Source organism: Acinetobacter sp. YH01009 (assembly GCF_013420765.1).
Lineage (GTDB): Bacteria > Pseudomonadota > Gammaproteobacteria > Pseudomonadales > Moraxellaceae > Acinetobacter > Acinetobacter amyesii.
The window spans coordinates 113,376-131,629 of the sequence record NZ_VOYE01000004.1 but is presented as its reverse complement, the minus strand read 5'-3'; the positions used below and the strand labels follow the sequence as shown (position 1 = coordinate 131,629).

Here is an 18,254-nt window from a genome sequence, read left to right as displayed (position 1 = left end):
TTGTCATTAACTCAAAATGAAATTATCGTCATGAAATAATTGTTATGAAATAGTCGAGATGAAATAAAAAAAGCCTGCAAATCTGCAGGCTTTTTTTGAAGCAAAAATTAGCAATAACCGTCTAAACGGGTTAAAGGTAATTTTTGACCAATGGCTTTTTCAATTTCAGGTAGTGAAAAAGCATCATCTTCAGACAAGAAACTAATACTGACACCACGTGTTCCTGCACGACCTGTACGACCGATACGGTGTACATAATCATCAGACTGTTCAGGAAGTGTAAAGTTCACGACATGAGAAACGCCATCGACATGGATACCACGACCTGCAACGTCTGTTGCAATCATGATGTTATGTTGACCATTTTTAAACTGATCAAGCATTTTCAAACGCTTATCTTGAGCGATTTCACCTGACAACATCACCACTTTATAACCGTCTTTTTTGAGATGATCATAAAGTTTACGCACTTGATCACGACGGTTGGCAAAGATCATGACCTTTTCAATTGGTTCATCTCGTAAGATGTCTTCCAATAATTTATATTTATCAGACTTCGCCACCATGTAGACACGTTGCTCAACGTCTGCATTGGTTTTCTTTTCAGGCTCAATTTCAACTGTAACGGGTTCAAACAACCACTGCTGTGCAAGATTGAGCACGTCATAACTAAACGTCGCAGAGAACATTAGTGTTTGGCGTTGTTCTTTACGTGGTGAGAAACGCACAATACGTTTAACTGAAGGAATAAAGCCCATATCTAAAAGACGGTCAGCTTCATCAATCACTAAAAATTCAATTTGATCGAGCCAAACTTCTTTTTGTTCCACAAAGTCAATTAAGCGACCTGGAGTTGCAACCATAATGTCGACAAAATTACGGTTTAATAGATTTTTTTGTTTATCGAAATCTACTCCACCCAATAAAGTCATGACATTGAGATCAGTGTATTTCACTAATTCTTTGGCATCACTTTCAATTTGCAATGCAAGCTCACGGGTTGGTGCAAGAATCAATGCACGCGGCTCACCGCGGAAGCGTTGTTCTTTAATTGGATTATTCAACAGATCATTTATCACGCTGACCAAGAAAGCAGCTGTCTTCCCTGTACCAGTTTGAGCACGGCCAATAGCGTCATGTCCAGCCAATGTAAATTTTAAAACCTTTTGCTGAATAGGCGTCATATCCTTAAAACCCAAAGCATCAATGGCTTTTTTAAGGTTCGGATGTAAATTTAAGGTTTCAAAACCTGATGACATATAGATGTGCCCTAAATGAATAATCACAAAATTATCGAAGCATTATAAACAAAAAACGCCCCAATTTACATTGGAGCGTTTCTGAGTACATTTAGACGATTAGTCTAAAGGTTGTACTTCTTCAGCTTGGAAGCCTTTTTGACCTTTAACAACGCTGAATTCTACTCGTTGGCCGTCACGAAGTGAACGGTGGCCTTCGCCCATAATTGCGCGAAAATGAACGAATACGTCGTCGCCGCCGTTACGTTGAATAAAGCCAAAGCCTTTAGTGTCGTTGAACCATTTAACAACGCCTTGTTCACGAGCTGTCATAAGTTAATCCTTATCGTATTTAAAAAAGAAGGACCACCCGGTGTTGCAAACAGCAGACCAAACAAGGTTAAAAAATATTTTTATTTCTAAGCTTGTAATCATTCTGTAAAACTATCAACAAAATCCCGGTTACATCCAAATATATCAAGAGTTAAGAGGCTTCACAGCCAACAAAAATCTTAACAACGCAACGAGCTTAACACGGGTTTACCGCAAATAATAGATTTTTTTGATCTATTTTCCTTTTGAATATTCTTATTTTTTCACATCGTTTGAGTTATAAATCACAAAGGATTTTTGCCTATTTTAGGTTGGGATTTGGCACTGTATTTGCTAATATTTCCATTGAAATGTAAACATGTTGGATCTGCTTCGTGAGTGACAGCCAAAATTCGCTTTTAACTGTAGATGCAATGGGTAAACCATGCCCGATGCCACTATTGATGCTCAAAAAAGCTTTAAAGAAAAGTCCAGACCAATCTTTATTGTTAAAGTCATCCGATCCGCACAGCCAACAAGATGTATCACGATACTGTCAAATACATCAGTTAAACTGTGAAATGCGCAAAATTTCCGATTCTGAGTTTCATTACTTAATTGAATCTTAAAAAGATTCAGTTAAACTAAATTGCTTCATAATTGAATAAAAGTTTACATTTCTATACCCAATTTTCCATAATTTACGGAAATATTGGATTAAGATGAATCTTAGTTATTGGGCTTACCCATTTTTAGTTCTCAAGGAGAAAACATGAGTGACAGCAGCAATCAATTGATGCCCCTGTCATTATCGGCACCTGGGGTGAATCTTGGTGCTTATATTAGTACTGTTAATCAGATTCCAATTTTATCGGCCGAACAAGAAAAAGAGCTGGCCGAGCGTTATTATTATGACCAAGATTTAGACGCAGCTAAAATGCTGGTGATGTCGCATCTTCGTTTTGTTGTACATATCGCACGTAGCTATGCAGGCTACGGTTTGCCACAAGGTGACCTGATTCAAGAAGGCAACTTGGGCTTAATGAAAGCGGTAAAACGTTTTGACCCAAACATGGGCGTACGTCTTGTATCTTTTGCTGTGCATTGGATTAAAGCAGAAATTCATGAATATGTGATTCGTAACTGGCGTATTGTCAAAATTGCGACCACTAAAGCACAGCGTAAATTATTCTTTAATTTACGTAGCTTAAAAAAGTCATCTAAAAAATTAACTTTGGCTGAAGCACAGTCGATTGCCAATGACTTAAATGTGACACCCGAACAAGTCTTAGAAATGGAAGGTCGTTTAACTGCTTATGATGCTGCATTTGAAGCTCAAGGTGATGACGACGATGAAGGTTCGACTCATGTCGCTCCTGCCCTTTATCTCGAAGATAACCGTTACGACCCTGCGCGTTTAGCGGAAGATGAAGACTATGAAGAACAAAGTACTTCAGCTTTACATGAAGCCATGGATCAGCTGGATGACCGTTCACGTAACATCTTACAACGTCGCTGGTTAGATGACGAAAAGTCGACGCTGCATGAATTGGCGGCGGAATATAATGTATCTGCTGAACGTATTCGTCAGTTGGAAAAAAATGCGATGGAAAAAATTAAAGTCGCAATGTCTTCAAACTAGGTTGAAGGCTTTTCCCTGTCATTCTAAAAAAGAGCATTTCGATGCTCTTTTTTATTTCTCAAAATTATTGAATGACAAACTGCAACACAAAAACTTTGGGCATTTATGCTTTAACCCTGCGCGCTAAATATGCTATGGTTATGCGCAAATTTTGTTAAGGTGAATGCACATGTGGATTGCCATTTCCGCACTTAACTTAGCTTTTGCTGTGATACTTGGTGCCTTTGGTGCACACGGATTAAAAGCGCGCGCGACTGAAGCCCAATTGGCTTGGTGGCAAACTGCAACGGACTATTTCTTTTATCATGCACTAGGCTTACTTGCCCTCGCGATCTTATCCAAAGTCATTCCCCAACTTCCAATTAAAGCTAGTTTCCTCCTTATACAAGTTGGTATTTTCTTCTTCTGTGGTTCTTTATATGTGATGGCTCTAGGCTTACCACGTGGTCTCGGAGCCATTACCCCGATTGGTGGAGCGCTGATGATTGCTGGATGGCTCATATTGGCATGGAATGCGTTTAAATACGCAAAATAATCAACAGCAGATATTGGCCTTATGCAATTGGCAAGGCTGCAAGAACGGAATCCACAAATGCAAATTTATTTAAACGGCGAAGCTACACAAACCGAATGTGTCAACCTCTTGCAATTGGTTCAACAATTACAATTGGAAGGCAAACGCTTCGCTGTTGAAAAAAATGAAATGATCATCTCGAAAAGTAAATTGGAACAAACCCCAATTACTGAGCAAGATCATATTGAAATTATTCATGCCGTAGGTGGCGGCTAAAATGGAGCTCCCATGGAAGATACACCCCTAATCATTGGTTCACGTACATTTAATTCACGACTTTTAGTTGGTACAGGTAAGTACAAGGACTTAACGGAAACTGACCAGGCCATTCAAGCCAGTGGTGCTGAAATTGTGACCGTTGCCATTCGCCGTATGAATATTGGTCAGCATCCAGACCAGCCGAACTTGCTTTCAGTGGTTCCACCTGAGAAATATACGATTTTGCCAAATACAGCAGGTTGTTTCGATGCGAACAGTGCGGTCCGTACTTGCATGTTGGCACGAGAACTCTTAGATGGTCACAATTTGGTTAAACTTGAGGTTTTAGGGGATGAGAAAACCCTATATCCAAATATTACTGAGACTTTAAAAGCTGCACGTACGTTGATTGACGATGGCTTTGAAATCATGGTTTATACCTCAGATGACCCAATAGTGGCACAAGAACTCGAAAGCATGGGCTGTGTAGCCATTATGCCTTTAGGTAGCCTTATTGGCTCAGGTTTAGGCATTCTCAACCCACATACTATTTCGATCATTAAAGACAACGCCAAAGTGCCTGTCTTGGTCGATGCCGGTGTAGGTACCGCAAGTGATGCAGCGATAGCGATGGAATTGGGCTGTGATGGCGTATTAATGAATACGGCAATTGCAGCAGCTCAAAACCCTGTTCTAATGGCTTCAGCGATGAAAAAAGCAGTCGAAGCCGGTCGTGAAGCATTCCTAGCAGGACGTATGCCGCGTAAACGCATGGCAAATGCCAGTTCACCTGAAACCGGATACTTCTTTAAATAAGAACTCATTCACGGTATAAAAGAGGACTCTATTGAGTCCTCTTTTTGATTTTGAAAACCTGATAACAATGAAAAAATCCCATATATTGTGTACTTTGAGTCTTTGTGCCGCATCTAGTTGGCTGTCTGCCCAAGTGCCTAGCACAGCCAAATCACTTGCGCCTCAAGGTTGGAACATTTTGATGACTACGACTGGCGACCTAAACAAAGATCAAAAGCCAGATATTGCGATGATCGTGGAAAAACAAAAAGTCGATGTGGCGACCTATGATGACGATGGCAAAGTCGTTCATAACCATCCACGAAAACTCATCGTGTTTTTTAAAACCGCAAAGGGATATCAACGTATCGTTGAAAACAATAGCATCCCTGTCGCTCAGCAACCCAATTCATGCTTACTTGACCCACTTGCTGAAGCAGAAGACATCCAAATCAGTAAAGGCAATTTACTCGTTCATTTTAGTTATTTTATGGCTTGTGGTGGCTGGGAATGGCCCCGACATAGTTATACCTTCCGTTGGCAAAATCAACGCTTTAACCTGATTGGTTTTGACTACAGTAGCTTTCACCGAGCTTCAGGTGAAGAAACATCGAAAAGCTATAATTTTTCGACCTTAAAACGTAAGGAAATTGTAGGCGGCAATATGTTTGAAGATGCCAAAACTCAAACCAAATGGTCAACCTTCAAATCACCACAGCAACTGACGCTTAAAAATATTAACTTTGATGATTTCTATACACAGTTCGAGTACTAAGTTGAACCTGAGCAATGCCAATCTAGCAATAAACAAACCGCCAATTTCGGCGGTTTGTTTATTCAATTTCAAAACTTAACTTAAGGAATTAAACCTTCATCACGCATCGCAATTTGAACTGATTGACGCTCTGCAACTTTGTTGCGTAAAGCAATGATATTTTTATATGGCGTTAAATCATGACCGATGCCATTTGACCAATTTGTCAGTACAAAGAGATAAGCATCTGCTGGGCCAAAGTTATCATCGACCAAATAGTCGTTATCCGATTCACCAATCGCTTTATCGATGTATGTCAATAAACGATCAATTTCTGCATAAGCTTTTTCTTTAGCGTCTGCATCTAGTGGAGCACCAAAGAATACGGCATAAGCATCATGTAATTCTGAGTTCAAATAGCCAAGCCATTCTAAAACTTTGGCACGACCTAAACCTGATGGCGGAATTAAATCTTGTTTTGGATCATGCTGTGCAAGAAACGGTAAAATTGCCACGTTCTCGGTCAGGATCAAACCTGGGTTAATTTCTAATGCAGGTACATAACCTTTTGGGTTGATCTCGTAATAATCCACCCCTTTTTCTGTTTTATGGTTTTTTAGGTCAACACGGACCAAATCAAAATCGACATTAATTTCATTTAAAATTATATGTGATGCTAATGAACATGCACCTGGAGAATAATAAAGCTTCATATCTGATCCTTGTTATGTACTATTCAATGTTTTAAATCTCTTCTGTCAAACTTTCAAGTGATCAAACCTGTAAATTGCAAAAAAGCGTAAATGCTGAAACACATATACTCATTGACTATTGTCCATAATTAAGAAGATTTCAAGTCAATCTGTTATGCATTTTTATACTCAGTTGTTTTAACATAGCCGCGTTTAAGATTTGATGAAAAGTTACCGTGTTACAACTTAAAAAAGAACAATGGTTTTCCAATATTCGTACCGATGTGCTCGCAGGCTTGGTGGTTGGACTGGCGCTAATTCCAGAATCGATCGCCTTTTCAGCTATTGCTGGGGTTGACCCTCAGGTTGGTTTGTACGCTTCGTTTTGTATTGCCGTCACCATTGCCTTTTTTGGTGGTCGTACAGCAATGATTTCTGCTGCTACGGGTGCGATGGCCTTACTTATGATCACATTGGTCAAAGATCATGGTTTGCAATACCTTTTGGCTGCCACGGTTTTAACTGGTGTGATTCAAATCATTGCTGGCTATTTTAAAGTCGCAAAACTTATGCGCTTCGTCTCGCAGTCAGTGGTGTATGGTTTTTTAAATGCTCTCGCGATTTTAATTTTTGTCGCACAGCTACCTGAAATGTCAAAGATGGATAGTTGGGGCTATGTGTTTATGCTTTTAGGGCTTGCGATTATTTATCTGTTTCCATATCTACCTAAAATTGGCAAAGCTATTCCATCACCGCTGATTTGCATTATTGTCCTCAGTGGCTTGGCATTATTTCTAGGTGCAGACCTGCGTACTGTGAGTGATTTGGGTAAGTTTCCAGAGACTCTACCTATTTTCTTGATTCCTGAAATTCCTTTCAATCTTGAAACCTTCACGATTATTTTCCCTTATTCCATCACCCTAGCAACAGTTGGCCTATTAGAAACCATGATGACCACGACAGTGATCAATGAAGTCACTGGAACTGAAGGTGATCGTCATCAGGAATGTTGTGGTCAAGGGATTGCTAATATTGTCAGTGGCTTTATGGGCGGCATGGCAGGTTGCGCCATGATTGGGCAGTCGATTATTAATGTCAGCTCAGGTGCGCGAACTCGCCTCTCCACTTTGGTTGCAGGTATATTTTTGTTGTGTTTGGTGGTGTTCTTAAAAGACTGGCTGGCTTATGTCCCAATGGCTGCCTTAGTCGCGATTATGGTCATGGTGTCGTTTACCACTTTCCAATGGAATTCAGTCAAGCAATTTTCAAAGCATCCAATGTCTTTTAATGTCGTGATGATTACTGTGGTGATCGTGGTGCTTGCAACACATAACTTGGCGCTTGGCGTATTGGTTGGTGTGCTCCTCTCTGCGTTGTTTATTATCAATCAATTAGAAAGTTCGGTAAAAGTCATATCAGAACTTAAAGACAACGTCCGTAGTTACACGGTCTATGGACAAATTTTCTTTAGTAGCTCTGAGAGTTTTTATCAATTTTTTGATTTTCAGGAGAGGGTTAGTCATGTGCGAATTGATCTGAGTCATGCCCATATTTGGGATATTACCTCAGTCAATATTTTAAAAAATGTCGTGCAAAAATTTGAGTCAAAACACATTCAAGTAGAGGTCTTTGGCTTAAATGAAGCAAGTAGCACTTTACTTGACCGTGTCAGTGACTAATGGATTTTTGAATATTCACTTTGAATCAAATCAATTTTCAATAAAGTGTGACCTATTGAAACCCTATGCAGGATGTATATAGCAAAGGGTTTCAAAGATCGAAGCTCTGATGTGTAATGACATTACATATAATACTAAGCCTATAAAAAAGAGAAAAATTCACCATTCATTCGATTTAACTGTATAATTCATCTCATAAAATTATAACTATTAAAAATAAAACAAAGATTTGATGTGACTTTCTATATATTTTTTTAAATTGTGGATACACAAAATTGGGGGAATTTTGATGGTTTGGTTTTGGTCACGACACTGCATTCAAGCAAATCGGCTGCTGGTCTTAGCGAGTCTATTTTGCCTGCTATGTTGTATCGCTATACCCAGTTTTGCCAATGCCACCCCACAGATCTCAAGCAGTCATTGTCCTGTTGAAATTACCCATATTGCCACAGCTAAAAGCGCTGTCGAGCAAGAGCGCCCACGTACAGGTTGGCAAAATCTGCAAAAGCTTCCAGACACTTGGAATAAACGTTGGCCGGATTATCATGGTATCGCTTGGTACAAAATCCAATTTAAGTTGAACTGTGACCTCCATCAGTTAAATCAACCCATTGCTATCGCTATACAAGGCATCACCCAAAGTGGACGGGTTTATATAAACGATGCCCTACTTTGGCAAGATTATATTTCAGCAGAACATTTTTCGCGAAGCCAACATCAACCTAGACTATTGAACTTGCCTAGCTCAAGTTTAAAGCAAGGTGTAAATACCATTTGGGTGCAAGTGTATGGTTCGGTGACCCAAAAATCAGGACTCAGTTCAGTTCAAATTGGGGAATACCCGCAAGTCTATGACACCTTTAAAATTTGGTTACTCGAACAACGACAATTAGTCGAACTCAATACGATGATTAATTTCGTCGTGGCTGTGTTCTTTTTTTTAGCATGGCTCGCCAATCGTAATGAAAGAGCTTACTTATGGTTAACCATCACAGGCATGGCTTGGGTATTTTATAGCCTGTGTATTATTTTTAATGGACCAATTTCATTTCTAACCACCGTACAGGTCGACCGCCTACAAAATATCATTTTCTGTTTTTATACGGTTTTTGGCTGTATTGGTGCGTGGTATTTTGCAAACCATCCTTTCCCGAAAATTCAAAAGCTGTTATTAAGCCTTGCCACTATCGCAGCACTCTGTATCGGTTTTGCACCAGAGGCTTATTTAAAGACCGTCATCCAAATTTGTTTTAGCTTCTTTGTTTTGGTCTTTGTGGCCAAATGTATTAGCTACCCCTACTTGGCGTATAAAGCCAAAATGGCTGAAACCTATTTGCTTGCAACGCTGTATTTGATTTATTTACCAATTGCGGTACATGATGCGCACTTTATGATGACCATGGAAGGCCATGCGCTCTCACCATATACTGGCCCACTAACCACCCTCGTTTTGGGCGGCGTACTGGCTTTGCGTTTAGCTCGACACACCCGTCAAATTGAGCGTTTTAATAAGACCTTAACTGAAAATGTACAACGAGCTGAACTGAAACTCGCTACCTCACTTGGTCAACAACATCAACTCGCGCTTGAAAATGCACGACTTCAAGAACGAATTCATTTATCTCATGACTTACATGATGGTTTAGGCGGATCAATTGTCCGTTCAATTTTACTGTTAGAACAAAATGACAAAATTGAAAAACCACAAATCATGTCGATGCTTAAACTGTTCCGTAATGATTTAAGACAAGTCATCGATTCGGGTTCAAGTATAGGGACGAAAGTTCCAGACACCCCGATCGAATGGGCGGCGCCGATTCGCCATCGCTTTGTACAGCTCTTTGAAGAATTAGACATGAGCTCAAGCTGGAAATTTGCTACCGAATGGATTCACTCACCCTCTGCGACCCAATGTCTCAATTTGACTCGTGTCGCAGAAGAAACCCTGACCAATATTCTAAAGCATAGTCAGGCAAGCAAAGTTCAGGTCAGTTTGTGCGAAACAGAGACTCAACTGATATTACGTATTGAAGATAACGGTATCGGCTTCAACCCTGACGAAGTTGAGCAAGGCCTACATGTCGGCCTACATAGTATGCAAACACGAATCCATCGTATCGGTGGTGAATTTAAAATACAGTCACAGCCGGGTTGTACCGTTATTGAGGCCATTTTGCCATTTAAACCTGATGGTGCTGACAGTGAAGATCTTGATGAAAAAACAGCCTAGATTAATGTTAATTCATGACTTTTGAGCTAAGTAATTCACTGTACATGGCAAATGCTCAGCACGGCTTCCGTCGGTGAGATTGAGCAAAAAGCGGATATATTCACGGTAAAAAATTTGACTTGTGCAACTCAGGACTTAAAATACCGCATTCGAATTTTTTACATTTGCCAAAGTTATGTCGAACGATCAATTAGACCAGCACGCTGTAGATCTGGATAACCTAAACGAACACCGTGAAATCGTGACGTTTATGCGCCGCTCTGCGCCACTTAATACTTCGCAACGTACTGCGCTGGAACAATATGGTCATCTAATTTTGGAATATCCTGTTGGGGATTTGCGTCAGCATTTTGAACACCCTGAACGTCCATTAACTGTTGAGATCGGTTTTGGTATGGGTCGCTCTTTGGTACTGATGGCAAAAGCAAACCCAGAACGTAACTTTGTCGGCATTGAAGTACATGTTCCGGGTATCGCTCAATGTGTGTATGAAGCAGGTCTTGCAGGGTTAACTAACCTTCGAGTATTGGATGCTGATGCCATCCAAGTGCTACGTGAAATGCCAGACAACAGTATTAACACTGTGCAATTATACTTCCCAGATCCATGGCAGAAGAAACGTCATTTCAAACGTCGTTTTGTATCTCATGACCGTATGCCATTGGTTGAAGAAAAATTAGAAATCGGCGGCACATTCCACTCAGCGACTGACTGGGAACCGTATGCTGAATGGATGATCGAAGTTCTTGAAGAACGTCCACGTCTTGAAAACCTTGCAGGTAAAGGCAATAGCTACCCTCGTCCAGACTGGCGTCCGCAAACTAAGTTTGAACGTCGCGGAATTGAAGCAGGCCATAAAATTAATGACTTCATCTTCAAAAAAGTAAACTAACTTTGGAATAAAGCAAAAAACCACCGTTAGCGGTGGTTTTTTATTGCTGTTTTTGATCTAAGATTTATCTGTGTTGTATCAAATCATATAAAATGAATAACCACTAAGCTACTTGCGCTTGGAGCTGACTTTGTCGAATCATATCCACGGCTTTTTCAGCAATCATCACTGTCGGTGCATTGGTATTGCCATTTACCACAGAAGGCATGATAGATGCATCGACGACACGAAGGTTTTGAATGCCGTAGACTTTCAATTCAAGGTCAACCACAGACATCTCATCTACGCCCATCTTACAACTACCGACAGGGTGATAAACCGTATCCACACGCTGACGTAAGATTGCACGTATATCATCCGTTTTGACCAGTGAGGTAAATAAATCTTACTGATAATGACTCGATAAAGACGGCGACATCATTAACTGCTGCGTCAACTTAAAGCCTTGTACCAAATCTTCTAAATCCTGTTCATCCCCTAAAAAGTTTGGATCAATCAATAATGGATCATTGACACTGGAACCACTTAGTTTGATCGTGCCGCGACTTCTTGGATTGAGCAGACACACATGACAGATAAACCATGTCTTGTATGAAATTTCCGTGCATGGTCATCTACTAACGCCACGACAAAGTGTAATTGCAAATTTGGTATTGCCAAATCGGGCGAAGACTTTAGAAAACCACCACATTCTGCAAAATTTGAAGCAATCATGCCTCGTCGTTCCTTACGATAGCGACTGATCTGCTTGAACATATCAATTGAGCCGGGTAAAGACACGCCAAATGTACCTTGGTATTCAATGATCGATGGATTTAATACACTCAAAACTTGGTCTTTATTCTTTTAATCCATAGACGTTTTAAAAGCACTGTAAGCCGCATAGCTAAAGATTTGACTGAAACAATAAATTTGATCAAAGCCTATTTCCGTCAGTAAGCTTTGATAGTGCTGCTGGCTAATCAGTTCAAAATCATCTTCTAAACGCTGCATCATTTTTGTCGCTTGCGCAGCAGATAAACCTTGCATTTGGCAAAATTCAGGCAGGACACGCTGCTCAAAATTCGAATGAGTTTGCATCAAGTCAAAACTTAAAAAAATGCCCTGCGGTTTAAGCAGCTCAAATGCTTTTGCTAAAAAATTCGTTTTCTCTGACAACGCAATGAAATGCGTCACCAAGATACTCAGCACCGCATCAAAACAACTTACTTCCTCAAAAGCAGTATGACTGCCCAAAACAAAATTGACGCGATGCAACTGTCCAGCGGCTTCAACGCGTTGCCGTGTTTGATTCAGCATATTTTCAGACAATTCTGTAACGGTAAATGACCATGTTGGATTCAAGGCCATGAGATAGCCCAATTCATAGCCCGTCCCACATCCAATGATCAGTACATGGGCATCTTCAGCGACATGGCAATTCAACACCGCCTGAATCTGTTGATGGACAAGTTCATAGCCGGGAATTAATTTTCGTATATGTGCATCATAACTTTCGACCACTTGCGGACTATTAAAATCTTTTGCCATGTAACATCCTGTTTGACATGTATGTCTAAGCTAATAAATATTCATTGTTCTATATGGATTATTTATTTCTGATGAAGTTCAAAAATCTGCTGACTCAACATTTCATAGACCGCTTTCAGGTCGACTTGATCAGCTTGCTCAAGCATATTGGCATGCATCTGCATGATATTTTGATCTCCACGCATTGCAGGGCCTGTTTGCATGTTCCGTGGTTCAGCCTGAGTGGCTTTCTTCGCTGTCTCTAAAATCAATGGATAAAGCAAGCTAAAATCGACGTATTTTGCATCGACAACCTGCTTTGCCATGTCATAACAATAATTACTAAAATTACATGCGAACACCGCAGCAAGATGCAGACTTAAACGTTGTGCCGAATCATATTGATAAACCCTTTGACTCATGCTGTTTGCTAAATCTGTAAGTGTCCTCAAATCTGTAGAATCCGCCGCTTCTACAAAGATCGGTGTCGACGTCCAGTCCACATCTCGGTCTAAACTAAAGGTTTGTAAAGGATAAAACACACCTGCTCGCGAATGCTGTTGGGTCAGTACCGTGATATTGGTGCTACCAGACGTATGCACAATCAAAACCTGTGGCACATAGGCTGTAACTTGCTGAATAATGGTTGCAATCGACTGGTCGCTCACCGCAATGATCAAAAGATCAATCTCAGCATTCAACTCAGTTGGGGTATGAGTGGCTTCTGCACCTACTCTGGCTGCAAGTTTTTCTGCATTATCAAGATTTCGCGCATAAACTTGCACAATGTGATGTTGTGGATGAAGCACATTGAGCAAATGATGTGCAACACGACCTGCACCCACAATACTGACTCGCATATAGTTCTAACTCATTTTGGATGGCTACAGCATGTCAGGAAAATATCCGACGTGCAAATCGAGTCGTATCGATAGAATGATTTATTTTCAATACTTCCCATCAATTTCGCTCAGATAAGCACAAAAAAAGGGATGCGCTCCACCCCTTTTGCTAGATATCAATCTGAGTGTAATTCATATCATATCGCTTTCAATCTAGACAATATCCACGATATGCACTTTCGTTTTTAAGACTTACCAATGATCTGATTCAGTGTCTGTAGATAGTGTTCTGCATCTCTGCGCGCATTGAATTTCTTTTCAAATACACCTGTGTTTTGCACACTGTTAGGTGTGTATTCTACCGACACAACAAAGGTATCAAGCAAATCTCTATTAATCCGAATTGCAATAATATGATGTGAGTTTAAATAAAAACCTTCATCAACCTTAACTAACATGACTCGCCTCAAAAATCTTGCATAATGAAATAGATAAAAATATCTAAACATTCATAAACTTGGATGCCTTATCGCATATAGTTAGAAATACGATAAACCCACACCATTGTAACGCCATTATGTGATTTGTATTGCAAATATTATGTAATTTAAATGAATAATTAGAGAAAATCATTCAGTTTCAGTCATCTAAACATGATTGATTTTCAATCCTAGCTAAAGATTGGATAAAAAGACTGGATATAAAAAAGCCTGCTGCCATAGCCATGGCAACAGGCTCATTTCAGTACGACTGATTTAACTCAAATCAATCGTACAAAGAGGTTGAACGATTAAACACTTAACATGCTGTTTAAGGTTTCTGACACATTCTTCGATTTCACAACAGGTTTAAGCGCTTCAAGTTTCGTTTTGACTTCACTACGCTGCGGTTCTGCCAAAGTGTACCAACGGGACAAAATTTGCAGTAACCGTGAACCGACAATTGGATTCTTCTCATCGAGGAATTTTGCCAATTCAACAATGTGCTGCACACCAAAGCTCCATGTATTAACAGGATTGCTATTTAAACCGCCTGTAACCGCACGAATACGGTTCGGTACTTTCAAGTCATAGTCAGGATGAGCAGTAAGTGCTTTGATGGTTTCCGCAGTTGCTTTCGGATGAGCCGCTTGCAACATAAACCATTGGTCCATCGACAAAGCTTCATTTTTAAAGCGTGTATAGAAGGTTTCTAAAGCTTGCTGTGCTTGTGGTGCATCATTCCAAACCAATACTTTTAAAGCACCAAGGCGTTCAGACATATTTTGCGTGGTTTTAAACTGTTCAAAGGCTAAATCAAATACTGACTTATCCCCCTGACGCGCCATCATATTCAAAGCGATATTTTTCAGCGCGCGCACACCCATTGCCTGACTGAACTCTGCAGGCGCTTCTAATGTTTGATAAATATTTTTCCAGAAACCGGTAAATGACAATGCAACAGCGGTAAGTAAAGCATTGCGCTTTTCTTGGATCATGGCTGGATTGTAGTTCTCATCAATACGGCTGCCCAAATAGCCCTCAGCCGGAACATCCAGCAAGCGTGAAGCCAATAACGGATCTTTGCAGACCAATTGAGGCAGCAGCTTAGGCGAACTGATCGCATCTAAATAAATTTGCGCATCATGATCTTTCAGCAGAATGTTTTCGACCAGGCTCTGCGCCGCCTGCCATTGGTTAAAGCCATTGGTTTCATACTGTAGAAGGAATGCAAGCTCTTCATCTGAATAGTTAAATTCAAGATTAACAGGTGCAGAGAAGTAACGTAGTAAAGAAACAACAGGCTGAGTTTTTACACCGCTAAATGTAATGGTTGCAGTATCGGTATCAAATAAATACACGCCATCTTTGATGCCATTTTCAACCAATGCATCTGAGCTGAGAACTAACTGTTCACCACTCGTCGCATCAAACAATGCCAAAGCCACAGGAATAGGCACAGCTTTTAAATTTGGATATTTCGGATGAGCTTTTAAGCTTTGTTTGAAGCTTAAAGTATAGGTTTGGTTTGCAGCATCGTACTCACCTTTTGCTTCAAGTTTTGGTGTACCCGGTTGGTTATACCAAATCAAGAAACTCGACAAATCTACACCAGAACCCGCTGTCAGAGCTGCTACCCAATCTTCAACAGTCACAGCTTGACCATCGTGGCGTTTGAAATATTCGTCAGTACCTGCACGGAATTTTTCTTTGCCCAAGAGTGTCGCCATCATGCGGTTAATTTCCGCACCTTTTTCATACACAGTTGCGGTATAAAAGTTATTAATTTCAACAAAATGATCTGGACGCGGTGGATGTGAAAGCGGGCCTGAATCTTCTGGGAACTGATGAGCTTTTAACACAGCAACGTCATCGATCCGTTGTACCGCAGCAGATTGTAAATCTTCTGAGAACGACTGATCACGGAATACTGTCAAACCTTCTTTTAAGCAGAGTTGGAACCAATCACGACAGGTAATACGGTTACCCGTCCAGTTATGGAAGTATTCATGTGCAATCACAGACTGAACGCGCATGATCGCTGCATCAGTGGTGTATTCTTCATCAGCAAGCACACAAGAGGTATTGAAAATATTCAAACCTTTGTTTTCCATTGCACCCATATTAAATGCACTGGTTGCCACGATCATATAATTGTCTAAATCATAAGGACGACCATAATGTTCTTCGTCCCAACGCATCGAATGTTTTAAAGCTTCCATCGCAATATGACATTTTGGAATGTCTTTTTCTTCTGCATAGATTTCTAAAGCAACATTACGACCTTCAGACGTCACATAAGAATCTTTGAGTACAGCCAAGTCACCAATCACACAGGCAAATAGATACGATGGTTTTTTGGTTGGATCTTGCCAAACGGTATAATGACGACCTTCACCGGTTTCACCCGCTTCAATCAAATTACCATTGGCAAGTAATACAGGGAATTTTTTATCCGCTTCGACACGTGTGGTAAATACCGATAGCACATCAGGACGGTCAGGATAATAGGTAATTTTACGGAAGCCTTCAGGCTCGTTTTGGGTGACGAATAGATCGCCTGCCGCTTGGTATAAACCTTCGAGTTGAGTATTGCTTTCAGGATGAATCACGACTTCGGTTTCAATGACAGCTTGGTCAGGTGCATTTGAAATCACCAGTTGTTCTGCATCTACAACATAGGCATCTGCCGGCAAGACTTGACCATTTAAGCGAATTGATTTGAGTTCCAAATCACGACCCAATAACACCAAATCTCCAGCCGTTTGACGCTGCATCACCAATTTTGCATTTACATTGGTATGCACATCAAAGACTTGAATATCTAGATCGATACTATCTACGACAAATGATGGTTTTTGATAATCTTTTAAATAAACAGTTTGGTCTGCTTCGACCACTGGATTTGCCGCAATGTTCATATCTCGTCCTATTCCTTAGTTATTGCTTCATCAGCTTTTTGAACACATTGTGAATGACTTGATCATACGACAAGATGCATAAGCTGTCTTCGCATTTACAATGATTTATATATGGGCTCAGCGCATGTTGTTTTCAATCATCTTTATTGAATAATTTAAAGGCTGGCACATATTTTCGCCATGTTTAAGCAAAATAAATGCCCGAGTTGAGTACAGCTACTGCAAAGTGCAAACTTTCTACTTACCTAAAATAAATAAAGCACCTATATACTAGAAAGAGAAAGTACAGGTGCTTTATCCATCTGTACGTTCAAATTATTGTGCTCAAACTTTGCTGCTTAAGACTTAGAGGATTATTGATTTTCGAAAATTAAATCGAGTGCGCGGTCATAGTCTGCAGCAAAGTAAAATTGAAATGCCGTGACTTTTGAGCTGAGGAATTGCTGAATTTCTGCCGTCGCACCCGCCACATAAATTTTTGATACTTGATGTTGCTGCGCTAGGCCCAATAACTCGATCGTCTTTTCCAGTGTTTGATCATGCCCAATAATCAGCGCACCAACCGTACCCTGTGGCTGCTTATATAATTGCATACGGGTGATATTGCTGTTTTTAAGTGCGTCTGACATATGTATTCCATACAAAGAAAGGATAAAAAAAGATCAAAACCTTTAGAAATCCAGCTGAATCATGCTGTGTATCAAGTTCAGTAGATTCCGCTTGGTTTCAATCCTAGAAGCCTAGATCATTAAAAATTATAAGCTCAATATATACAAATATACTTTTCAAATCCAATCGCTTAGGTGATTCCTTCCAAAAAGCACCTTAGTACGTAATTCATATCAATCTTCTAATTTGTATTTGATTGCATACTTCTGTTTAAACGATGCACCAAGATGTTTCTTTTTCAACAGTTTAAGCATTTTGAGAATTCATTAGACATAGCCATACGCATCAATATTATTTTGTTACTTTTAAATTAATAATTTATTTTCAATATCTTAGTAAATAATTATAAAGTTTATCTGCTTTAAAATGTCTACTCAAAACATTTGAGCATGCGTTTTGCATCTACTTAATTGCCAAAAGCAAAATCATCAGGCTAAAACAAAAAGAGGTGCATTATGTTTATTAAAGAACACATCATCCGTATTGAAAATATGAAGACCCTGCAAGCGCTTGATGCTGCAAATATCGACCATCAAGTAATTGCAATGTTTATGACTTGCGAAGGGATTCCGCTCAAAGCCTTTGAGGTCAGTTCATTACTTAACTCATATAGTGCATTAGGCACTAAAAAAGTCGCGTCTAAAAAAGTGCAAGCCTTAATACAAGCCAAACAACTTGGAGAGGAGGACGAATCGATCCCATGCCCAGCCGCCTATTAATAATCCATTCTGACTAAAAGCTGCATCATCACTATGCAGCTTTTTTTATATGTCGACTTCTCGCCTGAGCTGCCGCAACTCAAATTGCAACCCCGTCTTTAAACAGAGA

Annotated in this window: 18 protein-coding genes and 1 pseudogene; 10 read left to right on the top strand and 9 right to left on the bottom strand. The window is 40.1% G+C overall.

What is annotated here, in order from left to right:
- Window positions 1-107: 107 nt before the first annotated feature.
- On the bottom strand, window positions 108-1,259 hold the full coding sequence (rhlB, locus tag FTT76_RS06365; protein WP_078188878.1) for an ATP-dependent RNA helicase RhlB: 1,152 nt from the start codon (window positions 1,257-1,259) through the stop codon (window positions 108-110).
- 99 nt (window positions 1,260-1,358) lie between these two features.
- A complete protein-coding gene (locus tag FTT76_RS06360) occupies window positions 1,359-1,571 on the bottom strand; it encodes a cold-shock protein (RefSeq protein ID WP_005014923.1) in 213 nt (70 codons plus the stop codon).
- 413 nt (window positions 1,572-1,984) lie between these two features.
- On the opposite strand from FTT76_RS06360, the gene FTT76_RS06355 reads away from it, so the two are divergent.
- The 6 genes from FTT76_RS06355 to FTT76_RS06330 all read left to right on the top strand — a co-directional run bounded on the left by FTT76_RS06355 (window position 1,985) and on the right by FTT76_RS06330 (window position 5,534).
- On the top strand, window positions 1,985-2,179 hold the full coding sequence (locus FTT76_RS06355; RefSeq protein WP_078189214.1) for a sulfurtransferase TusA family protein: 195 nt from the start codon (window positions 1,985-1,987) through the stop codon (window positions 2,177-2,179).
- Window positions 2,180-2,322: 143 nt separating this feature from the next.
- Complete coding sequence (gene rpoH / locus FTT76_RS06350; protein WP_078188879.1) at window positions 2,323-3,192, top strand: RNA polymerase sigma factor RpoH; 870 nt, start codon at window positions 2,323-2,325, stop codon at window positions 3,190-3,192.
- A gap of 169 nt (window positions 3,193-3,361) precedes the next feature.
- Complete coding sequence (locus tag FTT76_RS06345) at window positions 3,362-3,727, top strand: DUF423 domain-containing protein (protein ID WP_180007312.1); 366 nt, start codon at window positions 3,362-3,364, stop codon at window positions 3,725-3,727.
- Window positions 3,728-3,784: 57 nt separating this feature from the next.
- Window positions 3,785-3,982: a sulfur carrier protein ThiS gene (gene thiS / locus FTT76_RS06340; RefSeq protein WP_180007313.1), complete on the top strand. Its 198-nt coding sequence runs from the start codon at window positions 3,785-3,787 to the stop codon at window positions 3,980-3,982.
- A gap of 12 nt (window positions 3,983-3,994) precedes the next feature.
- Complete coding sequence (locus FTT76_RS06335; RefSeq protein WP_180190163.1) at window positions 3,995-4,780, top strand: thiazole synthase; 786 nt, start codon at window positions 3,995-3,997, stop codon at window positions 4,778-4,780.
- Window positions 4,781-4,847: 67 nt separating this feature from the next.
- The gene (locus tag FTT76_RS06330; RefSeq protein ID WP_180007314.1) at window positions 4,848-5,534 is read left to right on the top strand and encodes a hypothetical protein; all 687 of its coding nucleotides are present in this window, start codon (window positions 4,848-4,850) and stop codon (window positions 5,532-5,534) included.
- 80 nt (window positions 5,535-5,614) lie between these two features.
- Here the strand turns inward: FTT76_RS06330 and FTT76_RS06325 are convergent, their stop codons facing one another.
- Window positions 5,615-6,226 (bottom strand): glutathione binding-like protein, encoded by a 612-nt coding sequence (locus FTT76_RS06325; RefSeq protein WP_078188886.1) that lies wholly within the window; start codon window positions 6,224-6,226, stop codon window positions 5,615-5,617.
- A 215-nt stretch (window positions 6,227-6,441) separates the two neighbouring features.
- On the opposite strand from FTT76_RS06325, the gene FTT76_RS06320 reads away from it, so the two are divergent.
- The 3 genes from FTT76_RS06320 to trmB all read left to right on the top strand — a co-directional run bounded on the left by FTT76_RS06320 (window position 6,442) and on the right by trmB (window position 11,006).
- On the top strand, window positions 6,442-7,884 hold the full coding sequence (locus FTT76_RS06320; RefSeq protein ID WP_180007315.1) for a SulP family inorganic anion transporter: 1,443 nt from the start codon (window positions 6,442-6,444) through the stop codon (window positions 7,882-7,884).
- A 289-nt stretch (window positions 7,885-8,173) separates the two neighbouring features.
- Window positions 8,174-10,114: a sensor histidine kinase gene (locus tag FTT76_RS06315; RefSeq protein WP_180007316.1), complete on the top strand. Its 1,941-nt coding sequence runs from the start codon at window positions 8,174-8,176 to the stop codon at window positions 10,112-10,114.
- 175 nt (window positions 10,115-10,289) lie between these two features.
- Window positions 10,290-11,006, top strand: coding sequence for a tRNA (guanosine(46)-N7)-methyltransferase TrmB (gene trmB, locus FTT76_RS06310; RefSeq protein WP_078188891.1), 717 nt, complete (start codon window positions 10,290-10,292; stop codon window positions 11,004-11,006).
- 103 nt (window positions 11,007-11,109) lie between these two features.
- On the opposite strand, the pseudogene FTT76_RS06305 reads toward trmB, so the two are convergent.
- The 6 genes and pseudogenes from FTT76_RS06305 to FTT76_RS06280 form a co-directional block, all read right to left on the bottom strand.
- Window positions 11,110-11,807: pseudogene (locus tag FTT76_RS06305) on the bottom strand (GMC family oxidoreductase); the annotation flags it as partial.
- A 45-nt stretch (window positions 11,808-11,852) separates the two neighbouring features.
- On the bottom strand, window positions 11,853-12,536 hold the full coding sequence (locus tag FTT76_RS06300; RefSeq protein ID WP_180007317.1) for a class I SAM-dependent methyltransferase: 684 nt from the start codon (window positions 12,534-12,536) through the stop codon (window positions 11,853-11,855).
- A 62-nt stretch (window positions 12,537-12,598) separates the two neighbouring features.
- Entirely contained in the window at window positions 12,599-13,375 is a 777-nt protein-coding gene (locus FTT76_RS06295) for a Rossmann-like and DUF2520 domain-containing protein (protein ID WP_180007318.1), read from the bottom strand.
- Between the two features lie 227 nt (window positions 13,376-13,602).
- Window positions 13,603-13,815, bottom strand: coding sequence for a hypothetical protein (locus FTT76_RS06290; protein ID WP_180007319.1), 213 nt, complete (start codon window positions 13,813-13,815; stop codon window positions 13,603-13,605).
- Between the two features lie 332 nt (window positions 13,816-14,147).
- Complete coding sequence (gene pepN, locus FTT76_RS06285; RefSeq protein ID WP_180007320.1) at window positions 14,148-16,757, bottom strand: aminopeptidase N; 2,610 nt, start codon at window positions 16,755-16,757, stop codon at window positions 14,148-14,150.
- Between the two features lie 353 nt (window positions 16,758-17,110).
- Window positions 17,111-17,386 (bottom strand): hypothetical protein, encoded by a 276-nt coding sequence (locus FTT76_RS06280; protein ID WP_180007321.1) that lies wholly within the window; start codon window positions 17,384-17,386, stop codon window positions 17,111-17,113.
- A gap of 495 nt (window positions 17,387-17,881) precedes the next feature.
- Between FTT76_RS06280 and FTT76_RS06275 the strand changes: the two genes are divergently transcribed.
- Window positions 17,882-18,145 (top strand): hypothetical protein, encoded by a 264-nt coding sequence (locus FTT76_RS06275; protein ID WP_078193641.1) that lies wholly within the window; start codon window positions 17,882-17,884, stop codon window positions 18,143-18,145.
- Window positions 18,146-18,254: the final 109 nt, after the last annotated feature.

Coding starts and splice junctions, on each gene's coding strand:
- FTT76_RS06335 (WP_180190163.1), top strand. CDS start 3,995: ATGGAAGATACACCCCTAATCATTGGTTCACGTACATTTAATTCACGA.
- FTT76_RS06295 (WP_180007318.1), bottom strand. CDS start 13,375: ATGCGAGTCAGTATTGTGGGTGCAGGTCGTGTTGCACATCATTTGCTC.
- FTT76_RS06325 (WP_078188886.1), bottom strand. CDS start 6,226: ATGAAGCTTTATTATTCTCCAGGTGCATGTTCATTAGCATCACATATA.
- trmB (WP_078188891.1), top strand. CDS start 10,290: ATGTCGAACGATCAATTAGACCAGCACGCTGTAGATCTGGATAACCTA.
- FTT76_RS06345 (WP_180007312.1), top strand. CDS start 3,362: ATGTGGATTGCCATTTCCGCACTTAACTTAGCTTTTGCTGTGATACTT.
- rpoH (WP_078188879.1), top strand. CDS start 2,323: ATGAGTGACAGCAGCAATCAATTGATGCCCCTGTCATTATCGGCACCT.
- thiS (WP_180007313.1), top strand. CDS start 3,785: ATGCAAATTTATTTAAACGGCGAAGCTACACAAACCGAATGTGTCAAC.
- FTT76_RS06360 (WP_005014923.1), bottom strand. CDS start 1,571: ATGACAGCTCGTGAACAAGGCGTTGTTAAATGGTTCAACGACACTAAA.
- FTT76_RS06300 (WP_180007317.1), bottom strand. CDS start 12,536: ATGGCAAAAGATTTTAATAGTCCGCAAGTGGTCGAAAGTTATGATGCA.
- pepN (WP_180007320.1), bottom strand. CDS start 16,757: ATGAACATTGCGGCAAATCCAGTGGTCGAAGCAGACCAAACTGTTTAT.
- FTT76_RS06280 (WP_180007321.1), bottom strand. CDS start 17,386: ATGTCAGACGCACTTAAAAACAGCAATATCACCCGTATGCAATTATAT.
- FTT76_RS06315 (WP_180007316.1), top strand. CDS start 8,174: ATGGTTTGGTTTTGGTCACGACACTGCATTCAAGCAAATCGGCTGCTG.
- FTT76_RS06330 (WP_180007314.1), top strand. CDS start 4,848: ATGAAAAAATCCCATATATTGTGTACTTTGAGTCTTTGTGCCGCATCT.
- FTT76_RS06290 (WP_180007319.1), bottom strand. CDS start 13,815: ATGTTAGTTAAGGTTGATGAAGGTTTTTATTTAAACTCACATCATATT.
- FTT76_RS06355 (WP_078189214.1), top strand. CDS start 1,985: ATGGGTAAACCATGCCCGATGCCACTATTGATGCTCAAAAAAGCTTTA.
- FTT76_RS06275 (WP_078193641.1), top strand. CDS start 17,882: ATGTTTATTAAAGAACACATCATCCGTATTGAAAATATGAAGACCCTG.
- rhlB (WP_078188878.1), bottom strand. CDS start 1,259: ATGTCATCAGGTTTTGAAACCTTAAATTTACATCCGAACCTTAAAAAA.